The following is a 21,941-nucleotide window of genomic DNA, read 5'->3' as shown; positions in this document are numbered from 1 at the left end:
TTATATCAGCAATACCGTACGAACTATGATCTTGGCGGAAAAACACCAACTAGGGCAATAATAAAGCTGATTCCCAGGTATGGCTGTCTGTTATAGTGTGGTTGTCCCATTCCTGTAGTTGACAGTGCCGCTATATTCATCTGTGCATCTGGTGTATCGCTGTACATAGGCGTTTGTTTCTTGACAAATTTCCCTTGGGCGGGTACTTGTGACCATACTGCTCCTTGCGGTTGATTGGTGTTTCCGGGACTGTCTACACAATTGGCTAGATGGATGTGCGCGGGAATCTGACTGGTTTGTAAAGTAACAGTAGATGAGCCAACCGCTTCTCCCAGATTTCTATCAGTAAGACCACTCCCCTGACCTGCATGCATGGGAGCGCGAGCATTCAAGCTTGGTAAAGCGAAGGTTGTTTTGCCGTCTCCTCCATACGTAACTCCCAAGATGGAAAAAAGTGCTGTATTCTGCGCAATTGATAACAATTGCCCATTGCAAAACGCCCAGCCTTGTGGTGCAAAATTACCTGCAAACATACGGATTTCTCCGATAAATGCATCATCCACCATTCCCATTCAACTCCTTTGCTAATTTTGTGAAGGATAGATTCCTTGCAGTGCGATGATAAAATTAAGCACCAAAAATGGCTGCATATTGTAATGCGCCTGACCGCCACCTACGGAAGAAATAGCCGACGCATGCATGGAATTTGTCGGCAGTGTCAATGCTCCATAGGCATTTTCTTTTTCTGCCCATACCCGATCTTTTGGTGAAACCTCTGTAGCAGAACCCGAGGATGCATTCACGGAATGGGTATGTGCAGGAAGCTCCTGAATGCTGAGTGTATGACCCTCTTCTCCGCCAGCCTGACCAAGAAGAATATATTCATCGCCTAAACGACCGAAATGAACGGGAACGCGGCCACGCAAATCCGGCAAGGCAAAGGTAGTCATGCCATTGCCGCCATAGGCCGTACCAAGCAAGGAAAACAAGGCCTGATTCTGATTGATAGGCAATAGTTGTCCATTACAGAATGCCCAACCCTTCGGAGCAAAGCTACCAGCAAAAATTCTTATTTCTCCCAAATAAGGTTCTGACATTTCTTACCACCACTTTCTTCTATTAATTTGGTATTGGGTATTCTCCATACAAACAAATGATGAAGTGTATCGATAGCGAGGGCATCATATTCGAATGTGGTTGACTTCCTCCTGAAGGCTGTATGGCGGTATTTTTCATCGGCTGCAAGCTGGTCGTCACAGTTGAATACCCTGTAAATGGAAGGGTTGCCCAGATATTGCCTGCCGGTGATTTCAGTCCAGCCTGTGTTACGGCTAGCGGGGTATGTGTGTGTGCGGGAATCTGATTGGATGTAAGCGTAACATCTTCTACCCCACCTTCTTGTCCGAGGGTATAATTTGTTCCCGTGGCATTGTTGGTACCTGCATGAACAGGGACCCTTCCACGAAGATTAGGCAAGGCAAAAGTATCCTGCCCGTTACCGCCATATGCGGTACCTATGATCGCAAATAGTTCACTGTATTCCGCTATCGATAATTCAGTACCATCACAAAAAGCCCAACCAGCAGGTGCATAATTGCCTGCAAACATTCGAATTTCTCCTAAGTAAGCCATAATTTTCCTTGTCTCCTCTCTGATTCAATAGTCATATGAAAACCCAGCCCTGTCTTGGCAATTGGCTGGGTACGTTGTGACGATTATCACGGGATATATTCCCATTTTAGGAAAAACTATTTATTTCGTCAATATAATATGTCAGAATTTTAGAATTACTGATAGATTTATCATTCTGCTGTGTGATATAACAATGTTATATATTTAGGCCTTCCTTTTTGTGGGAGCATGCCATCTAATTATGGTTAAAGGGGTATGAAGAATGACTCATAATGTAAGCAGGCGTTCTTTCCTCAAATTCAGCCTTACTTCCACTTTGACTGGTTTGTTTTGGGGAGACGTAGCAAATATTTTTTTTGACAGTCGAATGGCTCAGGCAGCCACTCATCCAATACCAGACAATCTTGATGTGATTGTCATTGGAGCAGGAGTTTCCGGATTGGCTGCGGCTCATACTCTCCAGTCACATGGGCTAAATGCACTTGTTCTGGAAGCACGTGATCGGGTTGGTGGCCGAATCTGGACAGACTACACTTCCGAAACGCCTTTCGATTTAGGATCGTCCTGGATTCATGGCATCGATTATGGTAATCCGGTTCGCTTTTTAGCTGAAAAGTATGAAGTAAACCAATCAGAGGCATCCAACTTTTTCAGAGGATTTGATCAAATCATCGGTAGTCTTGTAAACGGCTTGAATATTCGCTTGAATCAGATTGTTCATCACGTTCAGCACAGTGATGAGGGTGTGAAGATTGCAACATATAGCGACGTGTTTAAAGCTAGGCACGCTGTAGTTACCCTTCCGTTGGGAGTATTGAAATCAGGAGATATTGCTTTTCGACCTGCCCTGCCCGAAAACAAGCAAACAGCGATCAATCGCTTAACTACCGGTGTGCTCAACAAACTTTACCTTCAGTTCCCACAGGTCTTTTGGGAAAAAGATGCAAACCTTGTGTCGATTGGCAGCGGCGGGGTGGAGAGTCAATTCAATGAGTTTCTAAATGTGTATAAATACACGAAACAACCTGTACTGCTCGGCTCTTTCTCATCCACATCTACACATCAACTGGAAAAATGGTCTGATGATGAGATCGTTCACGCAGCAATGAAATCTCTTGGGCAGAAGTACGGGAACAGCATCCCTTACCCGCTTAGTAGCAAAATCACTCGCTGGGCTTCAGATCCTTATGCAAGAGGTTCCTATACACTTCATCATGCGGATTCCACTTCAGAAGACATGGCTGCCCTAGCTGAATCCGTAGACAACCGCCTGTTTTTTGCAGGCGAAGCAACAAACCCAGATGACTACGCCAGTGTACAAGGTGCTTATCTTTCGGGGGTTCGTGAAGCAGAGAAGATCATCCAACTGCTGAAAACGTAAAAAGACGAGTTTTCACTCGTCTTTTTTTTGCATTGTATCCGTTTTTTGATTGTGATGATTAAGACAAGTATGCCTCACGAACTTGCGGGTTCGTAAGCAGCACTTTGGCGTCATCTTGAAGGATGATTTCACCTGTTTGAATTACATAACCACGGTGAGCCACAGAAAGCGCCTGATTGGCGTTCTGCTCTACCAACAGAATCGTCATGCCTTCTCTATTCAGCTCCGTTACGATGTCAAAAATCTGTTCAACCAGAATTGGCGCAAGACCCATGGAAGGCTCATCCAACATCAAAATTTTTGGTTTCATCATTAACCCACGGGCAATCGCAAGCATCTGCTGCTCGCCCCCGGACATCGTTCCACCCTTTTGCTCAATCCGCTCTTTTAAACGAGGAAAATAGTGGAATGCACGTTCAATACCTTCATCAATAATTTTCTTGTCCGTTACAGAGAATGCACCCATTTCCAGGTTTTCTTTCACTGTTAACTTAGGAAATATACGACGCCCTTCTGGAACGTGAGCAATTCCAGATAATGCTACATCATGTGTTTTCATGCCAGTAATATCTTTGCCATTGAATAACACTTTGCCTTCACGAGGTCTTGTTTGACCACAAATGGTTTTCAACGTTGTCGATTTGCCCGCACCGTTCGATCCGATCAGGGTTACAACTTCCCCTTGCTCTACCTTAATCGTGAGCCCTTTAAGCGCATGAATCCCGCCGTAATAGGTGTGGACATTTTGCAATTCCAATAGTGCCATCGTTTGTTCCTCCCCTCTTACGACACTTCCGTAGCACTTTTGCCAAGGTATGCTTCAATTACATTTGGATTCGTCCGGATTTGCTCAGGTGTTCCCTCTGCAATTTTACGTCCGTAGTCAAGAACGTGAATATATTCAGAAAGACCCATAACCAGCTTCATGTCATGCTCAATCAAAATGATGGTGAGATCTAATTCTTTTTTCAGCTTACGGATAAAATCAGTCATTTCCACTGTTTCACGAGGGTTCATCCCCGCTGCGGGTTCGTCTAAAAGAATGATTTGCGGGTTCGTCGCCAATGCACGTGCAATTTCTAATCGACGTTGCAACCCGTACGGCAAACTTCCTGCTGCTTCGTTGGCAACATGTTCAATTCCGATGTACTCGAGAAGCTGGTATGCCTCAACTTTTGCCTTTTCTTCTTCTGTACGGACACGCTTCGTATTGAACAAGATACCGAGAAGTCCAGCAGATAAGCGGCTGTGCACGCCAACCATTACGTTCTCGAGTGCAGACATTTCTTTGAACAGACGGATGTTTTGGAATGTCCGAGTGATTCCACGCCCTGCGATTTGATCCGGGCGTAAGCCTTTAATGCTTTTACCGTTTAATAAAACATCCCCTTCATCAGGAACGTAGAAGCCCGTAATCATGTTAAAGAAAGTAGTCTTTCCCGCACCGTTTGGCCCGATAACCGCCGTAATTGTACCTTTTTCTATTTGAATTGTGACGTCCTGATTCGCTACGAGTCCACCGAATCGTTTCGTCAGACCATTTGCTTCTAATAGTGCCATCTTGATGCCCCTCCTTTTGGCTTGATCTATTTGCCGCCGGTAATTTTCGCCAAGATGCCTTGTTTTATGCCAGCAAAGCCGCTTTGCTTAATTCCATCGATATCGTTTTTCTTACGCTTCGCCGGAATGAGACCATTCGGCCGGTACAAGGCAACCAGGATCAGCATGATACCGAAGACCATACGTTGAAACTTGGATGGGTCGAGCTGGCTAGGCAAGTCAATAACTCCTGCTTGTTGCAACGAATGAAGGAAGTTCGAGAACTCTTTAAGCAACTGAACTTGAAGTACCGTCACGAACGCAGCACCCAATACAACACCAGGAATACTACCGCTGCCACCCAGGATAACCATGACAAGAATACCGATGGATTCCATCAGGGTAAACGAAGTTGGGTCAACGAACGTTTGCTTGGCTGCAAAGATTACCCCAACTACACCGGCAAATGATGCACCCGTTGCGAATGCCGCAAGCTTTGTGTGAAGAAGAGAGATACCCATTGATTGGGCAGCCAGTTCATCTTCACGTACCGCAATCCAGGCACGGCCCAAACGAGAATGTTCGAAGCGTATATTTGCCAATACGATAAAGGCAATCACGAACAGCGTAATGAAGTAGAAATAAAACGGTGTACTCATCTTCAGGCCGAACAATTCCGGTGAAGCAATCGGGGTAAGTCCCTGCGGACCATTCGTAATGTTAATCGGTTTATCCAGATTGTTGAAGATGATGCGGATAATTTCCCCGAATCCAAGTGTTACGATGGCGAGGTAGTCCCCTTTTACACGAAGAACCGGAAGACCCAGCAGGATACCAAATACTGCTGCGACTATCAATCCGACGATCAGGAACGGCCAGAACCAGTCACCACTAAGCGGAAAAATATTTCCAGGGATGAATTCGTTTGCCTGTGAAGTAGCAAAGATCGCATAGGCATAAGCACCTGCCGCAAAGAAAGCAACATAACCAAGGTCTAAGAGACCCGCAAAACCTACTACAATGTTAAGACCAAGTGCCATCGCTACATAAATGCCAACCTGAGAAGCGACCTCCATGTAATAGCGATTATCCCCAGCGACAAGCGGGATAATCAAGAGCAAAATGGCAGCTCCCAGAATGAAGCGGATGGTTTTGGATGTGTTGGTGTAATACACGATGATAATGGAGAATAAAACACCCATAAAGGCGATTACTGACTTGTCCAAAAGAAATAATGCGGTGGAAAATACAGCTACCCAGATGATGGTAAAGAGAAGCGGTATTTTCTTGTCTTTAAAAATCGAGCTAAAAATGTTTGCCACGTTCTCTCACCTACACTTTCTCTTTTACTGCTTCGCCAAATAATCCTTCTGGCTTGAACAAAAGCACTAAAATTAGAATTGAAAACGCAAATACGTCTTTATATTCTGCACCAAATGCACCATTTGTAAGAGGACCAAGGTAAGCACCTGCAAGTGATTCTAACAAACCAAGAAGCACCCCACCCACCATTGCACCACGAAGGTTACCGATACCGCCAAGTACAGCAGCAGTAAATGCTTTCAGACCGAGGATAAAGCCGATATACGGGTCAATGGTTCCGTAGTTCTGAGCGAATAGTACGCCCGTTGCTCCCCCTAATGCAGAACCGATCAAGAATGTCAGCATGATTACTTTGTCAACGTTTATAGTCATCAGCGATGCAGTAGTCTGATCCTGCGCTACAGCACGCATGGCGATTCCCCACTTAGTTTTGTTAACGAACAGCGTCAAAGTTACCATCATAACGATTGCAATTACGATTACAATTAATGCTTTAATCGGGATGCTGGCAAATCCCATATCTAACATGCCAGGGAATAACGATGGAGAATTCAAGTAAAACTCATTGCGTGTAATTGCTTCTGTGAAACGAACCAAATCCTGCAATAAGAAAGATACACCAATCGCAGAAATTAACGGTACGAGACGTGGTGCACCACGTAATGGACGATATGCAACCCGTTCGATACCGACACCGAGCGCTCCCGTGAAAACACTACCAATTACTAAGCAAAGTATAAACGCTAGATAAGGGTTCATTCCTTTGCCAACAGCATCGGTAATTAATAAAACTTCAGTACCGACAAATGCACCCACCATGAAAATTTCTCCGTGGGCAAAGTTAATAAATTCGAGAATCCCGTACACCATCGTGTAGCCTAACGCAACGACGGCATACATAAACCCGAGGGTTAGTCCATCAACCAGTACCTGAGGTAGTATGCTGAGCATCGTCTTTTCCCTCTTTTCTCTTAAAGTCTCTATCTTGACTCATTTTTCACCATAAATGAGGGAGCGACAACCTGTGTCGCCCCCAAATCATACGGTGTGGTGAATGAGGCTAAGAATAAGCTGCGACGAAATCTAATGATGTTATTATTCAGCTTTACCTACGAAGACGGATTTATCCTTTTCATATTTGTAGATAAATACGTCTGCGAATTGGTTATCGCCTTTTTCATCAAAGGAAACCTTTGTGAATTGGCCTTGGAAATCTTTTGTGCCGTGCACTGCATCCAATACTTGCTCACGAGTAGGCTTCTTGCCACCGTTTGCTTTGATTGCTTCTTTCAAACCATTCAAGATTACGTTCATACTGTCGTAACCGTAAACAGAGAAAGTTTCAGGTTTTTTGCCCATTACTTTTTCGTATTCGGCAGCCCACTTCTTACCTTCTTCTGTTTGTGTTACGTCACCAGCAACGGAAGTAAATACTACACCTTCAACTGCAGGACCAGCAATTTTGATCATGTCAGATGAGTCGATACCGTCGCCACCCATGAAGTAGCCTTTGAAGCCTTTTTCACGAGCTTGCTTAACTACGATACCAGCTTCGGAGTAGATACCGCCGAAGTAGACCATGTCAGGGTTTTTGGAATTTACCTGATTGAGAACGGCACTATAATCCTTTTCCCCTTGAGTGATTCCCTCGAAACCTAAAACTTGAACACCATCTTTTTCAAACTGTGCTTTAACTTGGTCTACAAGACCTTGCCCATAAGCAGTTTTATCGTGAATCAGGAATACTGATTTAACGCCTAGTTGGTTCTTCGCATAGATTGCAGCTTTAGGACCTTGAGAGTCGTCACGAGCGCAAATACGGTGAACTGATTTCTTGCCTTCTTCTGTCAGTTTCACACCAGTGTTTGCTGGGGAAACCATGACTAGTTTACCCTCTTCATACTTCACAGATGAAGGAATCGCAACACCGGTATTCAAGTGGCCAACTACCCCGTAAACATCCGGATCCGAGATCAACAGCTCCGCATTCGCTACGCCTTGTTTCGGGTCGGCCTGGTCGTCTTGTGGGAATAGTTGCACATCAAAGCCTAACTTCTTGAATTCTTCTTTTTGAAGACTGAGCGCATACTCAGCTCCAGTTTTGATTGCATCCCCTAAAGAAGATTGTGGTCCAGAGAGTGGAGTTTGTGTTGCAATTTTGATTTTTCCGCCTTCTGTAGCAGCACCACCGCTGCTTCCAGAACCACCTTGCTGTGGAGCTGGAGTTCCGCCACCAGCGTTGTTCGCACCGCCGCAACCTGTGAGAGCCATACCAGCAGCTAATACCGCCGTCAGAAAACCGAGTTGAGTCTTTTTCATACCCATTAAATCCCCCTTTTTCTATCAGTCACTCTTATTTGTGACACCAAATTTGATCTAGCATATCAGCTTTCTCTTTCTGTAAGTGACATTTCTATACGTGGCTGACAGCAGACGTAGCTTGGCTCTTTCATTATTGTAAAATAAATGCGAAAATTTACAAGAGAAAAAAATATTTTTATCGTAACATTATTTGTATTTTCAAAAAACATCAAATGAACTTAAAAAAGTATATCATTCCGTTGGTACAGTAAAGCATTGATTGATTAATATGTTGAAATTTTTGTTAAAAATTCAGAATATTTCTATAGATGGAACAAGTATTTTTCGTTGTTTCACATCATATAATCCTTCATCGGTCAGTCTGACAAACGGTAAATGTGTTGCAGATAAAAAAAGCAAAGAATAGATCGGATCAATATGCTGATGCCCTTTTGATTGTAAAATGATACAAAACTCAGTACCTTTTCTGGATAGTTCATCCACCGATGCCTCGCTAATCATACCTGCAATCGGAAGTTCAAGTTGAAATTGCAATCCTCCTCTATCGTAAACGACGATTCCTCCATCCATCTTCTTCACCTGATTAAAGGCTTTCGCCATCATTTCGGGGTCTCGACCAATGACAATCCAATCTCCAGATGCAGTGTACGTGCTTGCGATCGCTTGAATGTCAGAGCCAAATCCACGAATAATTGCCTGAGAAATACGCTTGCCTCTAGCATCCAAAAGGCAGACAAAAGCCAATTCTGGATTGTCAGCAATGCAAATCTCTCCTGACGAATGACACGGCAATTGCATCATCTCTACTTTCGTAATGACAGCATTCAGCATGTCCATCACGGGTATCGCCTCACCTGGATGTTGCATTCTAAACCAAGCTGCTTTTGCATCTTCATCCCACTCTGCTTGTCGTGAAGGGAAGGGGTAACTCGTCCAATCGATTTTCATTGTCGTATCCGTCAATTGTTGCTGCTCTGCCCAGACCCTCCCATTCGCAATTACCTTGACTGGAGTTGGCATGGTTGGAGATTCCAACAGTAAAATATCGGCAATCCGTCCTGGAGCAATTCCGCCAATCTCCGCATCCATTCCGTAGTAAGTAGCTGGATTTAGCGTTGCCATCACATACGCTTCCTCTGGTGGCGCTCCCGCTTCAATCGCAAGAGAAATACAGTAGTCCATTAATCCTTTACCCAACATTGGCGGAGTTGAACCATCTGTTGTGAGCATTAGTCGAGATCCCCACGGAACATTTTGCTCAATCAGCCCCTTGATCAGTTGTGGCAAGTCCGGTCGTATGGAAGAATGGCGAAGGGTGGCATACATTCCTAGCCGCAGCCGATTTATCACTTCCTCCACCGTCATACTTTCATGACATGCTGTAACCCCAATTGCGGAAGCGACATTTAAGGTATCCCAGGATGCTCCCGGATGATGTCCTTCTACCCGTTTTCCAAGGTCTCTTGCCCACAAAAGTCCTTGCAACTGTTCTTCCTGCTCTGACAAAATTCCGCCCCAATCCGTTAACTCCCCTGCTTGTACAACGCACGGATGCTCCAACATTTGCTGAAGCCGATTAAAGCTATACTCTCTTTTCATCTCTTGTTTCTGACTTTGCGGGTCGATTCTTCCCCAAAAAAACTGCTTCACCGGATGGTTCTGCATGATTTCCATTATTCGTTCGACCGCATCCTGGGGCAAGGTGTTGTGGAGAATCAGCGTATCCGAAATGAGTGTGGTCGTTCCTCTCGTCAAGGCAAAATCGCCTAAACTAAGCGGATTGTACCATTGAAATGGGTGGGCATGCGGTTCAATATAGCCAGGCACCAGGTATTGTCCACTCGCATCGATAATCTTGGTCTGATCGTTTACGAGAGGCTCCCGCTCACCTACATAGGCAATCCGTTCATTTGCTATGACAATGTTTCCTTTTCTCCACTGTTTCAAATATACATCGAGGTACGTTCCTCCCTTGATCCACATGGATGCTGGTACGAGGTTTCTGGAGGTTCGAAGCAATTGCGTATATGATTCACTGGATAATGACCGTACTCGCATGATCAATTCCACCCTTTCACTTGAAATTATTCCCATGTTTGTTTTCCCAAAAAGGTTACACACTAACTGTAGCTAAAGGGAGGGAAACCGTCTATGCAAAAAAATGTTGGAACCGTTGATGCAACCATAAGAATTACACTTGGTTTGCTAGGACTCACCTATGGCGTCGGCAAAATGACACGACGTCCTCATCGGACACCATGGCTGCTCATGACGATGTCTGCGATGAAGGTGGCGGAAGGGGTCACTCGATTCTGTCCCATGTTATACAGTGCCGGAATGAATACGATTGCTGAAGATGGGCAGTCTGCTTCCAAAAATCAGCAAGCCCAGTCAAGCTCCAGAAATCAGGTCACCGCAGAAAGCAAGGATCCATCTTCAAACTTTATCAAGGATCAAGTATCAAAGGTAGGCGCTAATTTTGTTAAGTCCCAAATTGAAGAATTCACACATGCTGTAGCAGGTGACAATCAAAACATTCAGCCTCCTGTTGATTTTGACCTTGATGAGGTGGTAAGCAGTCAATCTACCCAGCAAAACAGAGAACAAACGAGAACGTTGAAATCAAGAGAAGGAATTCGCCGTACTGCAAGAACAAAACAGACTTACAAGCAGGACGAGCATTCCTATCCAAGCTACTCTTAGGAGAATGCCATTATGAGTCTAGTCGGACCTTCACTATATGAATGGATATCGCACAATCTATTTGTTGTCGCCCTCGCTGTAGGTGCACTCATAGTGATGGCGTTGTTTATAATAAATGTCGGCAGAAAAAAAGGAAGATACCGTTTGTAAACGGTACTTCCTTTTTATTGTTTTGTTCAAAAAGGAGGACGGACTTTTTGAACTTCCCTACACTTTGCGAAGTGCTTTGTCGCCGATATCGTTTCGATAATGCGCACCTTCAAAAGAAATGCTTCTCACTTGGTCGTACGCGGTTTGTTGCGCCTGTTCCAACGTATCGCTGATCCCTGTCACACCCAATACACGTCCACCATTCGTGACTGTACCATCAACAGTCAATTTGGTGCCTGCATGGAATACGATTTTGTCCTTGTTCGGTACTGGCAAGCCTTGAATCACGGCTCCTTTGGGATACTCACCAGGATATCCCGGCGCAGCCATAACTACGCACAGAGCACTTTTGTTACTCCACTTTACATCGAGTGATGCAAGCTCTCCCTTAATCGTAGCCAGACAAATATCGACCAAGTCGGTTTCAAGCAAAGGTAAGACAACCTGCGTCTCAGGGTCACCAAATCGGGCATTGAATTCGACTACTTTCGGACCTTCCGAAGTAATCATCAGTCCGGTGTAGAGAATGCCTTTGAACGGAATGCCTTCTGCTACCATCGCCTTCGCCATTGGCTTCACGATTGTCTCAACAACAGAGTCAACCAGTTCTTGTGACATATGTGGTACAGGTGCATAGGTACCCATTCCGCCTGTGTTCGGTCCTTTGTCGCCATCAAAAACCGCTTTATGATCCTGTGCAGTGATCATCGGCTTCACCGTTTCACCGTCAACAAATGCCAGCAGGGTAAGCTCTTCGCCACGCATGAATTCTTCGACTACCACTCGACTGCCAGCCTGCCCGAAGCTGCCCGCTTGCATAATATCGTACAATGCTTGCTCCGCTTCTTCCAATGTCTGCGCGACAACTACCCCTTTTCCAGCGGCTAATCCATCCGCCTTGATTACGATAGGAGCGCCTTGCTCACGGACATATGCCAGTGCTGATTCATAATCAATAAATGACTCATATCCTGCTGTTGGTATATTATATTTCTTCATTATATTCTTAGCGAAGCTCTTGCTGCCTTCAATCTTGGCAGCCAATGAACTTGGACCAAATACAGGTATGCCACGCAACTCAAAAAAATCAACAATTCCTAACAAGAGCGGGTCTTCCGGGCCAACGATCGTCAGGTCAATTCCCTCGTCCTTTACATACTGCGCCAATGCTGCGAAGTCATCTACAGCGATATTCACATTTAGCCCTAATTCCGCAGTTCCGCCGTTTCCTGGTGCACAATAGATCTTATTTACTTTGTGACTCTGTGCCAGCTTCCAGGCGATAGCATGCTCCCTGCCTCCGCCCCCGATCACCAGAACTTTCATTGGTAATCCTCCTCTTAGTGTTTGAAATGACGTACACCCGTAAATATCATGGCAATCCCGAAACGATTGCATGCATCGATGGAATCTTGATCTCGAATGGAACCACCTGGTTGAATGATAGCTGTTACTCCTGCTTTGGCTGCTGCCTCAACCGTATCTGCCATCGGGAAGAAAGCGTCCGACGACATGACTGAACCTTTCACTTTTTCTCCTGCCTGTTCAATGGCAATCCCCGCAGAACCTACACGATTCATTTGACCAGCACCGACACCAATGGTCATGTTGTCTTTGGCGAGAACTATCGCATTGGATTTCACATGCTTGACAACCTTCCAGGCGAAGGCCAATTGTACCATTTCTTCTTCGGATGGCTTACGCTCAGTCACTACTGTCAGTTCATCCAGATTCACTTGTTTGGTATCGTAATCCTGAATCAGCATGCCGCCTGCTACTGGAGCAATGCGGAAATTCTGCTGTTTGGTGTTCTTGGCAGTTGATTGCGGCAAGCGAAGCAAACGGAGATTTTTCTTTTCTGTAAGGATCTCTAGCGCCTCTTGTGTAAAATCGGGAGCAATCACAATCTCAAGGAATACTTCTTTTAATAGAAGGGCAGTATCTTTATCAATCGGACGATTGGCTGCTACAATCCCGCCAAAAATAGAAACCGGATCCGCTTCATATGCTTTCTCATAGGCTTCCTTGATTGATGAGCCAATCCCCACGCCACATGGATTGGTATGTTTGACTGCTACAACGGCTGGTTCAGTGAACTCACTGACAATCGCAAGTGCTGCGTCGGCATCATTGATATTATTGTAAGAGAGCTCTTTGCCATGGAGCTGTTCGGCAGTTGTAATGGTGCCTTGTGGAGCAAGTGGTTCACGATAAAATGCCGCCTGTTGGTGAGGGTTCTCACCATAGCGAAGATCTTGTGCTTTTTCATAAGTAACAGTATAACTCTCAGGCAACAATTCACCAACATGCTCACTCAAATAACGAGAGATTAACGAATCATAAGCGGCAGTATGACGGAACACTTTTGCAGCGAGACGTTTTCTTGTTTCAAGAGAGGTATCACCTTGTTCCTTGATTTCAGTAAGAACACCTTCATAATCGGCAGCGTCAACGACTACTGTGACAAATGCATGATTTTTGGAGGCGGAACGAAGCATCGTCGGACCACCAATATCAATATTCTCAATTGCTTCGGCAAATGTCACATCCGGCTTGGCAATTGTTTGTTTGAATGGGTAAAGATTAACGACAACAAGGTCAATTGGTTCAATTTGCAACTCGGCAAGCTGCTGTTGATGGCTCACATCGTCACGCACAGCCAACAAACCGCTATGGATGTTCGGGTGAAGTGTTTTGACACGTCCATCAAGGATTTCCGGGAACCCAGTCACTTCTGAAATTCCAGTTACAGGAACACCCGCCTCTTTTAATAGGCTTGCTGTTCCTCCAGTTGAAATGATCTCAATACCCATATCTGCGAGCTGACGAGCAAACTCTACCACACCCGTCTTATCAGAAACACTAATTAGCGCTTTTTGAATGGCCACGCCCAATAACCTCCTGACAAAAGTAAGTATCAAAGTAAATTACGAACATTATATTATGATTAAACCATAAATGTACGTGTTATTCAAGGTTATCAGGATATTTCAATGCTCGGAATAAGCTACCAAAAAGAAAAAGACGCCTCCTCATCTGGAAGCGTACCCTCTTATTTTTTCTTTCGCTTTTTGGTTGCAGCTTGCATCATATGAATTTGCACAAGCAGCTCCTTTTTGCCGGAATTTTTTGCATGGCTTCGTTTCCTCGCTGACCCTGTTTTTTTCTTTGCCAGTCTGGTTTTACTGCTTGCTTTCACTCTTCTTATTTCCTGTATATCCAAATTCCGAACATCCTCTAGTGAAAAGTTCGGATTTTCATCCAGTTTTTGCTTCACTCGTTCCTTTGCATCTTCGGGAAGGTCTAATCCCATATCGTTTAATTCCTGAATCACTGCGTCAATGCTATCACTGTTCAAATCAGGCAACTTCTGCGCCAGGTTTAACAAATCGCCAAATGTCCATTCCCGTCCAGTCTTGGCCTTTAATTTATCCAATACATTGTTGATTAGATCAACACTCATTGTCTCGACCCCCTTCGCCAGTGATCTCCTCCCCGTATCTTATGTTTGCTATGAGTAAACGTGAATAACTCAAACGTTTGTACAAAACGGTTATGACCGTTTTGTTGACCGCAAGCGTTCACATCCACTTTTATGACAAGGTGCCTCAGCGTAACATCTGGCATTTACTTCGGTAAAAACGTCGAGACGTTTTTCACAGAAAAAAAGCCCACCCCCGTGTCACCACAGGAGCTGAGCTATCGATGTATTTCTATTTCCTGCAAAGCACTTTGCGCCCTTGGAGAGAAACCTGACCGTCTACGATATTACGCAAAGTGGAGACCAATAATTGGTGCTCTACTTCGTGAATCCTTTTAGCCAAAGTCTCTTTTGTATCTTCTGGCTCCACCTGTACAGGTAGTTGAGCGATAATCGGCCCTGAATCGAGGCCAGCATCGACAAAATGAACCGTTACTCCAGTCACCTTTACCCCGTACTCAATCGCTTGACTAATTGCATCTTTGCCAATGAAGGCAGGCAACAAGGACGGGTGCAGATTAATCATTCGGCCACCGTACGCATCCAGCATAACGGGACCGATCAGACGCATATACCCTGCCAGCACGATAAAGGAAACTTGCGCTGCTTCCAGTTGACGAACAACCTCTGCTTCAAATGCTGCTTTATCCGGATACTCTTTAGGTACGAAGGCAAAGGTCGGTATCCCCAATCGTTCAGCACGTTCCATGACATAAGCATCTGGCTTGTCACATACCATCAGAACAACCTCGGCACCTGGCAATCTTCCATCTCGGGTTGCCTCCACAATCGCTTCAAAATTCGAACCGCTACCGGAGGCAAAAACCGCTATTTTCATCACCAAGCCACCCCGCCGTATACTACCCCTTGATCACCAGAAGAGATTCTGCCGATCAAATAAGCGGATTCTCCCATGGCTTCCAACTGTTGTATCACGGGAACCGCATCTTCATTCTTCACCACAAGCACCATACCGATCCCCATGTTGAACGTGCGGAACATATCCTCACGAGATACTTTCCCCAACTCTTCTACGAGAGAGAAAATCGGAGAAATCGGCCAGGAGCCGTAATCAATTTCTGCTTGCGTACCTGTTGGCAGAACACGTGGTATATTCTCCGTGAACCCACCACCCGTGATATGCGCCATTGCTTTGATCTCAAATTTTTCAAGCAAAGCTAAAACAGGTTTTACGTAAATTTTGGTAGGAGTGAGCAATTCTTCGCCCAACGTTTTGCCCAAGGCATCGACGTGCTGGTGAAGAGAAAGCTGATGATCGGAAAGTAACACCTTGCGTACAAGGGAGAAACCGTTACTGTGTACACCACTCGAACGAATACCGATCAAAACATCTCCGGGAGCTACACTTTTCCCATCGATAATCTTGTCTTCATCTACGACACCAACTGTAAAGCCAGCGATATCGTATTCTCCGTCTGCGTACATCCCCGGCATCTCAGCGGTCTCTCCACCGATCAGAGAACAACCGGATTGTTCACAGCCGTCTGCAATCCCTTTGACAATCGCTTCAATTTTATCAGGAATCACCTTGTCGCAAGCCAGGTAGTCGAGGAAAAAGAGCGGCTCTGCCCCTTGCACGACCACGTCATTCACACACATGGCCACTGCATCGATTCCGATGGTGTCATGCTTATCCATGGCAAAGGCTATTTTCAGCTTGGTGCCCACACCGTCCGTACCGGAGACAAGGATAGGCTTTTCATACTTCTTGGTATTCAATTTAAACAAGGCTCCGAATCCGCCCAAATCAGTCATTACTTCTGGACGAAATGTGCGCTTGACGTGTTTCTTCATTTTTTCTACCGCTTCATTACCAGCCTGAATATCCACTCCGGCTTGTTTATAAGCTTCACTCATGCTTTCCCCTCCCTAACACTTGGCTGCCGGCAAAGCAGACTCGAATTCGATCTCTGTTGGATACTTCCCGTTAAAGCAAGCAAGACAATGCCCACGGAATTCTCCTGCGTCGGTACGACCAATGGCATCAACCATACCGTCAATGGATAAAAAGGAAAGGGAGTCAGCACCGATAAACTGACGGATCTCTTCTACCGATTTGGTCGAAGCGATCAATTCATCCCGTGTGGAGGTATCGATCCCATAGAAACACGAATTCATAACAGGCGGGGAACTGATTCGTACATGAACTTCCGTCGCTCCCGCATCACGAAGCATTTGAACGATTCTTCCACTGGTCGTTCCTCGAACGATGGAATCGTCGATCATCACCACTCGTTTGCCTTCCACCACTTTACGAACCGCAGACAGCTTCATGTATACCCCACGTTCACGCATTTCCTGTGTTGGCTGAATAAACGTACGGCCTACGTAACGATTCTTGATCAATCCCAATTCATAAGGAATTCCTGTAGCTTCCGCAAATCCGATAGCAGCGGAGATACTCGAATCAGGAACACCTGTTACGACATCTGCTTCCACTGGAGCTTCCATAGCAAGGCGTTTACCCAAGCGTTTGCGAGCCATATGGACGTTGATTCCGTCGATGTCACTATCCGGACGAGCAAAGTAAATATATTCAAACGTACAAATAGACCGTTCTGTTCTCTCTGCAAAGAAACTGGAACGAATTCCTGTTTCGTCAACGACAACTAATTCTCCCGGTTGTACTTCACGCCAGTATTCAGCACCGATAATATCAAATGCACAAGTCTCAGAAGCAACGACAATAGCATCCCCAATACGACCGAGTGACAACGGGCGCAATCCATTCGGATCAAGTGCGATAACCAGTTGTTTTTCATTCATGACAAGGAGTGCGTAGGCGCCTTTTATTTGCTGAAGCGCTTCATGCACCGCTCCTGGAAGATCAGTACTTTTGGCACGAGCGATCAGGTGAGCGATAACTTCCGTGTCGCTGGTTGTCTGAAAAATCGAACCTTGCCGCTCTAGCTCTTTGCGCATCGGTGCTGCATTGACCAGATTCCCATTATGAGCCACCGCCATACTGCCTTGTGCATAACGGAAAAACAACGGCTGTGCATTCTCGATTTTACTGGAACCCGCAGTGGTATATCGGGTATGACCGATAGCAATGTGACCACTGAATTTTTCCAAATCACCTTTACCGAACGCTTCACTGACCAAGCCCATTCCACGATGTTTGTACCATTTTTCCCCGTCAGAAGCACACATACCAGCACTCTCTTGACCACGATGCTGGAGGGCATGCAGCCCAAGATACGTCAATTGGGCTGCCTCCCGATGATTATAGATACCAAATACGCCACATTCTTCGTTCAATTTATCCCAGATTAACCGATCAAACATGGAATCGCATCCTTCCAGGCAGCTTTCAGATCAGAAACAGGTGCGTTGATCGCTTCTTCACCGTTGACCTTCACCGCCAGACGTTCACCGCCTGTTTTTCCAATCTCTGTGCAAGGAACAAGACTCTCATTTGCCAATGCTTTTACTTTTTCCACATGCTCAGGTTTTACACTCAATACGATTCGAGATTGTGATTCACTGTACAAGAAAATATCTGTGCGAAGCGTCGTCTCCGCTTCAATAATCGCTCCCAGGTTTTTCTCGAAGCAGCTCTCAGCAACTGCAACCGCAAGACCGCCTTCTGACAAGTCATGAGCTGATTGCACAAGCCCTTGGCGAATCGCTGTCAAAACGACCTGTTGAAGCTTTGCTTCTTTTTCCAGATCAATTTGTGGCGGACGTCCAGAGATCGAGCCTGTTACCAGCTTCTGATACTCACTGCCGCCCAATTCTGCAAATGTCTCACCCAGCACAAGCACGACATCGCCTGCCTGTTTGAAGGATTGAGTTGTAATATGATCAACATCTGTGACGAGACCAACCATACCAACTACAGGAGTTGGATAGATGGCATCACCGGTGCGTTCGTTATAGAAAGAAACGTTACCACCGATAACTGGCGCTTGAAGAGCTGTACAAGCAGCACTCATCCCGTCAACCGCATTTTCGAATTGCCAGAATACCTCTGGTTTCTCAGGGCTGCCAAAGTTTAGGCAGTCTGTGATTGCAAGTGGCTCAGCACCCGAGCAGACCACATTGCGTGCTGATTCTGCAACGGCAATGGCTCCGCCCACTTTTGGATCGAGATAGACATAACGTCCATTGCAATCTGTACTCATTGCCAATGCCTTGCGAGTGCCACGAATCAGCACAACCGCCGCATCAGACCCCGGTTTTACCGCTGTACCTGCACGAACGATGTGGTCGTATTGCTCATACACATATGCCTTGTTCGCAATCGTTGGTTGGCTCAAAAGATCCTTCAAAGTTACTGTTAGATCAGATGGTGCGGTAAAGTCAGTGGTATCGATATTTGCAAATTTCTCGTAGTAAGCAGGCACTTGAGATGGTTTATTGTAAACCGGAGCATCTTCTGCCAATGTGTCAACCGGAACGTTCGCAACCACTTCTCCATGGTGAAGCAGACGAAGCATGCCATCATCAGTTACTCGACCCACAATCGCTGAATGCAGACCCCATTTATCAAACAGAGCTTTTACTTCATCTTCACGGCCAACCTGAACAACTACCAGCATCCGTTCTTGAGACTCGGAAAGCATCATCTCATAGGCAGACATGCCCTCTTCCCGTTGTGGGACCAGATCAAGGTTCATTTCAATTCCGTTGCCTGCTTTGGAAGCCATCTCCGCACTGGAGCTTGTTAGTCCCGCAGCACCCATATCCTGAATCCCTACAACAGCACCGCTGTCAATTAACTCCAGGCAAGCTTCCAACAGGAGTTTTTCCATGAACGGATCGCCTACTTGTACAGCCGGGCGTTTCTTCTCGGATTCTTCATTCAATTCCTCAGAAGCGAAGGTAGCTCCATGAATACCATCTCGACCAGTACTTGCCCCGACGTAAATAACCGGGTTGCCGATACCGGATGCTACACCCTTCTGAATTTTATCGTGATCGATCAAGCCGACACACATGGCATTGACCAGTGGATTTCCTTCATACGTAGGATCGAAGTTGACTTCACCGCCAACTGTCGGAATCCCGATACAGTTTCCATAGCCTGCAATCCCCGCTACAACATGCTCAAACAAGTATTTTACACGCGGGGTATCCAATTCTCCGAAACGCAAGGAGTTCAACAAAGCAATCGGACGTGCACCCATTGAGAATACATCACGAATGATACCGCCTACACCAGTTGCTGCTCCTTGGTACGGCTCAATGGCAGATGGGTGATTGTGGCTTTCGATTTTGAAAACTACCGCTTGGTTATCGCCAATATCGACAATCCCGGCGCCTTCACCAGGTCCTTGAAGAACTCGAGGTCCTTTGGTAGGGAAGCGGCGAAGCACTGGCTTGGAGTTTTTATAGGAACAGTGTTCTGACCACATTACGCTATATAGTCCAGTTTCTGTCCAGTTCGGTTGTCTCCCGATTAACTTGACAATCAGGTTGTATTCATCATCAGTCAGACCAATCTCAGCATATAAACGTTGTTCGGCGATTTGCGCCGGGGTAGGTTCCTTACACGTGAGTTGTGACACCGTTTCGTTCCCTCCAAGTCGTAAGAATAGAAGTGAAAATTCGTTTGCCATCATCGGAGCTCATCCATTTATGGACGGCGCGTTCCGGGTGTGGCATCATGCCGAGCACGTTGCCTTGTTCATTCATAATCCCAGCGATGTTGCTAATGGAACCGTTCGGATTATGACCATCGTACGTAAAGACGATTTGTCCGTTTTGCTTCAATTTCGCCAACGTTTCCTCATCACAGTAGTAGTTTCCTTCTCCGTGTGCGATCGGAATTTCAATGACTTCTTCTTTACCGTAATCACTAGTAAACGCAGTTTGGTTATTCTCCACCCGCAAGTTAACCATTTTGCAAATATATTTCAACGAAGTATTACGCAGCAACGCTCCCGGCAGAAGACCTGCTTCTACGAGAATCTGGAATCCGTTGCAAACTCCCATTACCAATTTGCCTTCAGCAGCAGCTTTGACCACTTGTTCCATGACAGGCGAGAATCTGGCAACGGCACCACAGCGGAGATAGTCTCCGTATGAAAAACCACCAGGCAAGAGAATAATGTCGTAAGCAGATAAATCTGTCGTTGAATGCCACACATAATCTACTGGAGCACCCATAATATCTTCTACTGCATTGAACATGTCGACATCAGCATTAGAGCCAGGAAAAACAATAACGGCTACTCGCATACCTTAGGCCTCCACAATTTCAAAGCGATAGTTTTCTATCACCGTATTCGCCAAGAGTTTCTCACACATTTCACTAACTCTTTCATTTACGACAGCTTCATCCTTTGTATCTACTTTCAATTCAAGGAATTTACCAATTCGAACGTCACTTACCTCATCGAATCCCAAGCTGTGCAGGGCACCCTTCACCGCATGACCTTGCGGGTCCAATACGCTCTCTCGCAACGTTACATAAACCAGAACTTTATACATGTGATACTCCTCCTAATCGACGTAGCATTTCTTGATAAGCTTCTTCTATATTTCCCAGATCACGACGGAAGCGATCTTTATCCAATTTTTCTTTCGTATCTGCATCCCAGAAGCGGCATGTATCCGGTGAGATCTCATCTGCCAGCAGGATCTCGCCTTCTGGTGTGCGACCAAACTCAAGCTTGAAATCCACCAAGGTCACTTTGCGCTCGAGCAAATAGGCTTTCAAGATTTCGTTTACCCGCAAAGCCAGCTTCTCAATTTGCGCAAGATCATCGTTACTTGCTACACCAAGCAGTTTGATATGCGAATGGTTAATCAGCGGATCGCCTAACGAATCGTTCTTGTAGTAGAATTCCACAACGGTTCGGGCGAGTGGGGCGCCTTCTTCCAATCCAAGGCGTTTCGCCAACGAGCCTGCTGCAATATTACGCACGACAACTTCAAGGGGAATAATTTCTACCTGACGCACGAGTTGTTCATTGTCAGACAACATTTTTATGAAATGATTATCTACTCCCTGATCTTTCAACAGGTTGAAAAAGATAGAAGTAATTTTGTTGTTCAACTCGCCTTTTCCACTTATTGTGGCCTTTTTTTCGCCATTAAACGCAGTTGCATCGTCTTTATACTCGACCCAGAAAATATTTTGTTCAGAAGTCCGATAAATACGTTTTGCCTTACCTTCGTACAGTAGTTCCTGTTTTTCCACCAGGAATTCCCCTTTCAATATCTTTTTCAATCGTAATTTGTTCATTTCACGAACATTACATATTGATTAAAACATAAATATCCGTATTTTTCAACGAATTATCTTAAATCCAATCTCGACAAATGTTCGGATTTTGCTAAAGTGCTTCAAATTACATACATACTATGGAAATGTTCAATGTCTCTTTGCAGATGTGATACAATGGCTGTGAAAATTTTTTTTGCTGAATAGACTGCAGT

22 protein-coding genes are annotated in these 21,941 nt (G+C 45.4%); 3 read left to right on the top strand and 19 right to left on the bottom strand.

What is annotated here, in order from left to right:
• Window positions 1-23 precede the first annotated feature (23 nt).
• Genes ACPW7N_RS12120 through ACPW7N_RS12110 form a run of 3 tightly spaced genes read right to left on the bottom strand, consistent with a single transcriptional unit; the run spans window position 24 to window position 1,632 of the window.
• The gene (locus ACPW7N_RS12120) at window positions 24-566 is read right to left on the bottom strand and encodes a phage tail protein (RefSeq protein WP_425651349.1); all 543 of its coding nucleotides are present in this window, start codon (window positions 564-566) and stop codon (window positions 24-26) included.
• An 18-nt stretch (window positions 567-584) separates the two neighbouring features.
• Window positions 585-1,097, bottom strand: coding sequence for a phage tail protein (locus tag ACPW7N_RS12115; RefSeq protein ID WP_425651348.1), 513 nt, complete (start codon window positions 1,095-1,097; stop codon window positions 585-587).
• A gap of 22 nt (window positions 1,098-1,119) precedes the next feature.
• Window positions 1,120-1,632 carry a phage tail protein gene (locus tag ACPW7N_RS12110; protein WP_425651347.1) on the bottom strand — a complete coding sequence of 171 codons (513 nt, stop codon included), beginning with the start codon at window positions 1,630-1,632 and terminating at the stop codon, window positions 1,120-1,122.
• Between the two features lie 262 nt (window positions 1,633-1,894).
• Between ACPW7N_RS12110 and ACPW7N_RS12105 the strand changes: the two genes are divergently transcribed.
• Window positions 1,895-3,013: a flavin monoamine oxidase family protein gene (locus tag ACPW7N_RS12105; protein WP_425651346.1), complete on the top strand. Its 1,119-nt coding sequence runs from the start codon at window positions 1,895-1,897 to the stop codon at window positions 3,011-3,013.
• Window positions 3,014-3,071: 58 nt separating this feature from the next.
• Here ACPW7N_RS12105 and ACPW7N_RS12100 read toward each other — a convergent pair whose 3' ends face one another.
• The 6 genes from ACPW7N_RS12100 to ACPW7N_RS12075 all read right to left on the bottom strand — a co-directional run bounded on the left by ACPW7N_RS12100 (window position 3,072) and on the right by ACPW7N_RS12075 (window position 10,255).
• Window positions 3,072-3,779: an ABC transporter ATP-binding protein gene (locus ACPW7N_RS12100; RefSeq protein WP_425651345.1), complete on the bottom strand. Its 708-nt coding sequence runs from the start codon at window positions 3,777-3,779 to the stop codon at window positions 3,072-3,074.
• Between the two features lie 17 nt (window positions 3,780-3,796).
• Window positions 3,797-4,573, bottom strand: a complete 777-nt coding sequence (locus ACPW7N_RS12095; protein ID WP_425651344.1) for an ABC transporter ATP-binding protein — start codon at window positions 4,571-4,573, stop codon at window positions 3,797-3,799.
• Between the two features lie 26 nt (window positions 4,574-4,599).
• Window positions 4,600-5,874: a branched-chain amino acid ABC transporter permease gene (locus ACPW7N_RS12090; protein ID WP_425651343.1), complete on the bottom strand. Its 1,275-nt coding sequence runs from the start codon at window positions 5,872-5,874 to the stop codon at window positions 4,600-4,602.
• Between the two features lie 10 nt (window positions 5,875-5,884).
• Window positions 5,885-6,826 (bottom strand): branched-chain amino acid ABC transporter permease, encoded by a 942-nt coding sequence (locus ACPW7N_RS12085; RefSeq protein WP_425651342.1) that lies wholly within the window; start codon window positions 6,824-6,826, stop codon window positions 5,885-5,887.
• A 144-nt stretch (window positions 6,827-6,970) separates the two neighbouring features.
• Window positions 6,971-8,194 (bottom strand): branched-chain amino acid ABC transporter substrate-binding protein, encoded by a 1,224-nt coding sequence (locus ACPW7N_RS12080; RefSeq protein ID WP_425651341.1) that lies wholly within the window; start codon window positions 8,192-8,194, stop codon window positions 6,971-6,973.
• A gap of 294 nt (window positions 8,195-8,488) precedes the next feature.
• A complete protein-coding gene (locus ACPW7N_RS12075) occupies window positions 8,489-10,255 on the bottom strand; it encodes an adenine deaminase C-terminal domain-containing protein (protein WP_425651340.1) in 1,767 nt (588 codons plus the stop codon).
• 93 nt (window positions 10,256-10,348) lie between these two features.
• On the opposite strand from ACPW7N_RS12075, the gene ACPW7N_RS12070 reads away from it, so the two are divergent.
• Both ACPW7N_RS12070 and ACPW7N_RS12065 read left to right on the top strand, forming a co-directional pair.
• Window positions 10,349-10,900, top strand: a complete 552-nt coding sequence (locus tag ACPW7N_RS12070) for a YgaP family membrane protein (RefSeq protein ID WP_425651339.1) — start codon at window positions 10,349-10,351, stop codon at window positions 10,898-10,900.
• Between the two features lie 12 nt (window positions 10,901-10,912).
• Window positions 10,913-11,050 carry an EYxxD motif small membrane protein gene (locus tag ACPW7N_RS12065; RefSeq protein WP_425651338.1) on the top strand — a complete coding sequence of 46 codons (138 nt, stop codon included), beginning with the start codon at window positions 10,913-10,915 and terminating at the stop codon, window positions 11,048-11,050.
• 57 nt (window positions 11,051-11,107) lie between these two features.
• Here the strand turns inward: ACPW7N_RS12065 and purD are convergent, their stop codons facing one another.
• From purD to purC, 10 genes are all read right to left on the bottom strand, one after another.
• Window positions 11,108-12,376 (bottom strand): phosphoribosylamine--glycine ligase, encoded by a 1,269-nt coding sequence (purD, locus tag ACPW7N_RS12060; RefSeq protein ID WP_425651337.1) that lies wholly within the window; start codon window positions 12,374-12,376, stop codon window positions 11,108-11,110.
• Between the two features lie 14 nt (window positions 12,377-12,390).
• On the bottom strand, window positions 12,391-13,938 hold the full coding sequence (gene purH, locus ACPW7N_RS12055) for a bifunctional phosphoribosylaminoimidazolecarboxamide formyltransferase/IMP cyclohydrolase (RefSeq protein WP_425651336.1): 1,548 nt from the start codon (window positions 13,936-13,938) through the stop codon (window positions 12,391-12,393).
• Between the two features lie 164 nt (window positions 13,939-14,102).
• Complete coding sequence (locus tag ACPW7N_RS12050) at window positions 14,103-14,513, bottom strand: hypothetical protein (RefSeq protein ID WP_425651335.1); 411 nt, start codon at window positions 14,511-14,513, stop codon at window positions 14,103-14,105.
• A 250-nt stretch (window positions 14,514-14,763) separates the two neighbouring features.
• The gene (gene purN, locus ACPW7N_RS12045; protein ID WP_425651334.1) at window positions 14,764-15,369 is read right to left on the bottom strand and encodes a phosphoribosylglycinamide formyltransferase; all 606 of its coding nucleotides are present in this window, start codon (window positions 15,367-15,369) and stop codon (window positions 14,764-14,766) included.
• Complete coding sequence (gene purM / locus ACPW7N_RS12040) at window positions 15,369-16,409, bottom strand: phosphoribosylformylglycinamidine cyclo-ligase (protein WP_425651333.1); 1,041 nt, start codon at window positions 16,407-16,409, stop codon at window positions 15,369-15,371. Before purM ends, purN begins: the two co-directional genes overlap by 1 nt.
• Before the next feature lie 12 nt (window positions 16,410-16,421).
• On the bottom strand, window positions 16,422-17,840 hold the full coding sequence (gene purF / locus ACPW7N_RS12035) for an amidophosphoribosyltransferase (RefSeq protein ID WP_425651332.1): 1,419 nt from the start codon (window positions 17,838-17,840) through the stop codon (window positions 16,422-16,424).
• On the bottom strand, window positions 17,825-20,065 hold the full coding sequence (gene purL, locus ACPW7N_RS12030) for a phosphoribosylformylglycinamidine synthase subunit PurL (RefSeq protein WP_425651331.1): 2,241 nt from the start codon (window positions 20,063-20,065) through the stop codon (window positions 17,825-17,827). The genes purF and purL overlap by 16 nt, the downstream gene beginning before the upstream one ends.
• Window positions 20,046-20,738, bottom strand: coding sequence for a phosphoribosylformylglycinamidine synthase subunit PurQ (gene purQ / locus ACPW7N_RS12025; RefSeq protein WP_425651330.1), 693 nt, complete (start codon window positions 20,736-20,738; stop codon window positions 20,046-20,048). The genes purL and purQ overlap by 20 nt, the downstream gene beginning before the upstream one ends.
• 3 nt (window positions 20,739-20,741) lie before the next feature.
• A complete protein-coding gene (gene purS / locus ACPW7N_RS12020) occupies window positions 20,742-20,990 on the bottom strand; it encodes a phosphoribosylformylglycinamidine synthase subunit PurS (RefSeq protein ID WP_425651329.1) in 249 nt (82 codons plus the stop codon).
• A complete protein-coding gene (purC, locus tag ACPW7N_RS12015; RefSeq protein WP_425651328.1) occupies window positions 20,983-21,702 on the bottom strand; it encodes a phosphoribosylaminoimidazolesuccinocarboxamide synthase in 720 nt (239 codons plus the stop codon). Before purC ends, purS begins: the two co-directional genes overlap by 8 nt.
• Window positions 21,703-21,941 lie beyond the last annotated feature (239 nt).

Origin of the sequence: Brevibacillus nigriterrae (assembly GCF_049846925.1) — a bacterium.
Classification (GTDB): Bacteria; Bacillota; Bacilli; order Brevibacillales; family Brevibacillaceae; genus Brevibacillus_H.
Note: the sequence above shows the minus strand (reverse complement) of the source record. Positions and strands in the feature narration are given on the sequence as shown.

What these genes read in the sequence shown, in the direction of transcription:
- ACPW7N_RS12105 (WP_425651346.1), top strand. Translation starts at nt 1,895, where the DNA reads ATGACTCATAATGTAAGCAGGCGTTCTTTCCTCAAATTCAGCCTTACT.
- ACPW7N_RS12050 (WP_425651335.1), bottom strand. Translation starts at nt 14,513, where the DNA reads ATGAGTGTTGATCTAATCAACAATGTATTGGATAAATTAAAGGCCAAG.
- purM (WP_425651333.1), bottom strand. Translation starts at nt 16,409, where the DNA reads ATGAGTGAAGCTTATAAACAAGCCGGAGTGGATATTCAGGCTGGTAAT.
- purQ (WP_425651330.1), bottom strand. Translation starts at nt 20,738, where the DNA reads ATGCGAGTAGCCGTTATTGTTTTTCCTGGCTCTAATGCTGATGTCGAC.
- purS (WP_425651329.1), bottom strand. Translation starts at nt 20,990, where the DNA reads ATGTATAAAGTTCTGGTTTATGTAACGTTGCGAGAGAGCGTATTGGAC.
- ACPW7N_RS12065 (WP_425651338.1), top strand. Translation starts at nt 10,913, where the DNA reads ATGAGTCTAGTCGGACCTTCACTATATGAATGGATATCGCACAATCTA.
- ACPW7N_RS12120 (WP_425651349.1), bottom strand. Translation starts at nt 566, where the DNA reads ATGGTGGATGATGCATTTATCGGAGAAATCCGTATGTTTGCAGGTAAT.
- ACPW7N_RS12115 (WP_425651348.1), bottom strand. Translation starts at nt 1,097, where the DNA reads ATGTCAGAACCTTATTTGGGAGAAATAAGAATTTTTGCTGGTAGCTTT.
- ACPW7N_RS12070 (WP_425651339.1), top strand. Translation starts at nt 10,349, where the DNA reads ATGCAAAAAAATGTTGGAACCGTTGATGCAACCATAAGAATTACACTT.
- ACPW7N_RS12095 (WP_425651344.1), bottom strand. Translation starts at nt 4,573, where the DNA reads ATGGCACTATTAGAAGCAAATGGTCTGACGAAACGATTCGGTGGACTC.
- ACPW7N_RS12085 (WP_425651342.1), bottom strand. Translation starts at nt 6,826, where the DNA reads ATGCTCAGCATACTACCTCAGGTACTGGTTGATGGACTAACCCTCGGG.
- purD (WP_425651337.1), bottom strand. Translation starts at nt 12,376, where the DNA reads ATGAAAGTTCTGGTGATCGGGGGCGGAGGCAGGGAGCATGCTATCGCC.
- ACPW7N_RS12110 (WP_425651347.1), bottom strand. Translation starts at nt 1,632, where the DNA reads ATGGCTTACTTAGGAGAAATTCGAATGTTTGCAGGCAATTATGCACCT.
- ACPW7N_RS12075 (WP_425651340.1), bottom strand. Translation starts at nt 10,255, where the DNA reads ATGCGAGTACGGTCATTATCCAGTGAATCATATACGCAATTGCTTCGA.
- ACPW7N_RS12100 (WP_425651345.1), bottom strand. Translation starts at nt 3,779, where the DNA reads ATGGCACTATTGGAATTGCAAAATGTCCACACCTATTACGGCGGGATT.
- purN (WP_425651334.1), bottom strand. Translation starts at nt 15,369, where the DNA reads ATGAAAATAGCGGTTTTTGCCTCCGGTAGCGGTTCGAATTTTGAAGCG.
- purF (WP_425651332.1), bottom strand. Translation starts at nt 17,840, where the DNA reads ATGTTTGATCGGTTAATCTGGGATAAATTGAACGAAGAATGTGGCGTA.
- ACPW7N_RS12080 (WP_425651341.1), bottom strand. Translation starts at nt 8,194, where the DNA reads ATGAAAAAGACTCAACTCGGTTTTCTGACGGCGGTATTAGCTGCTGGT.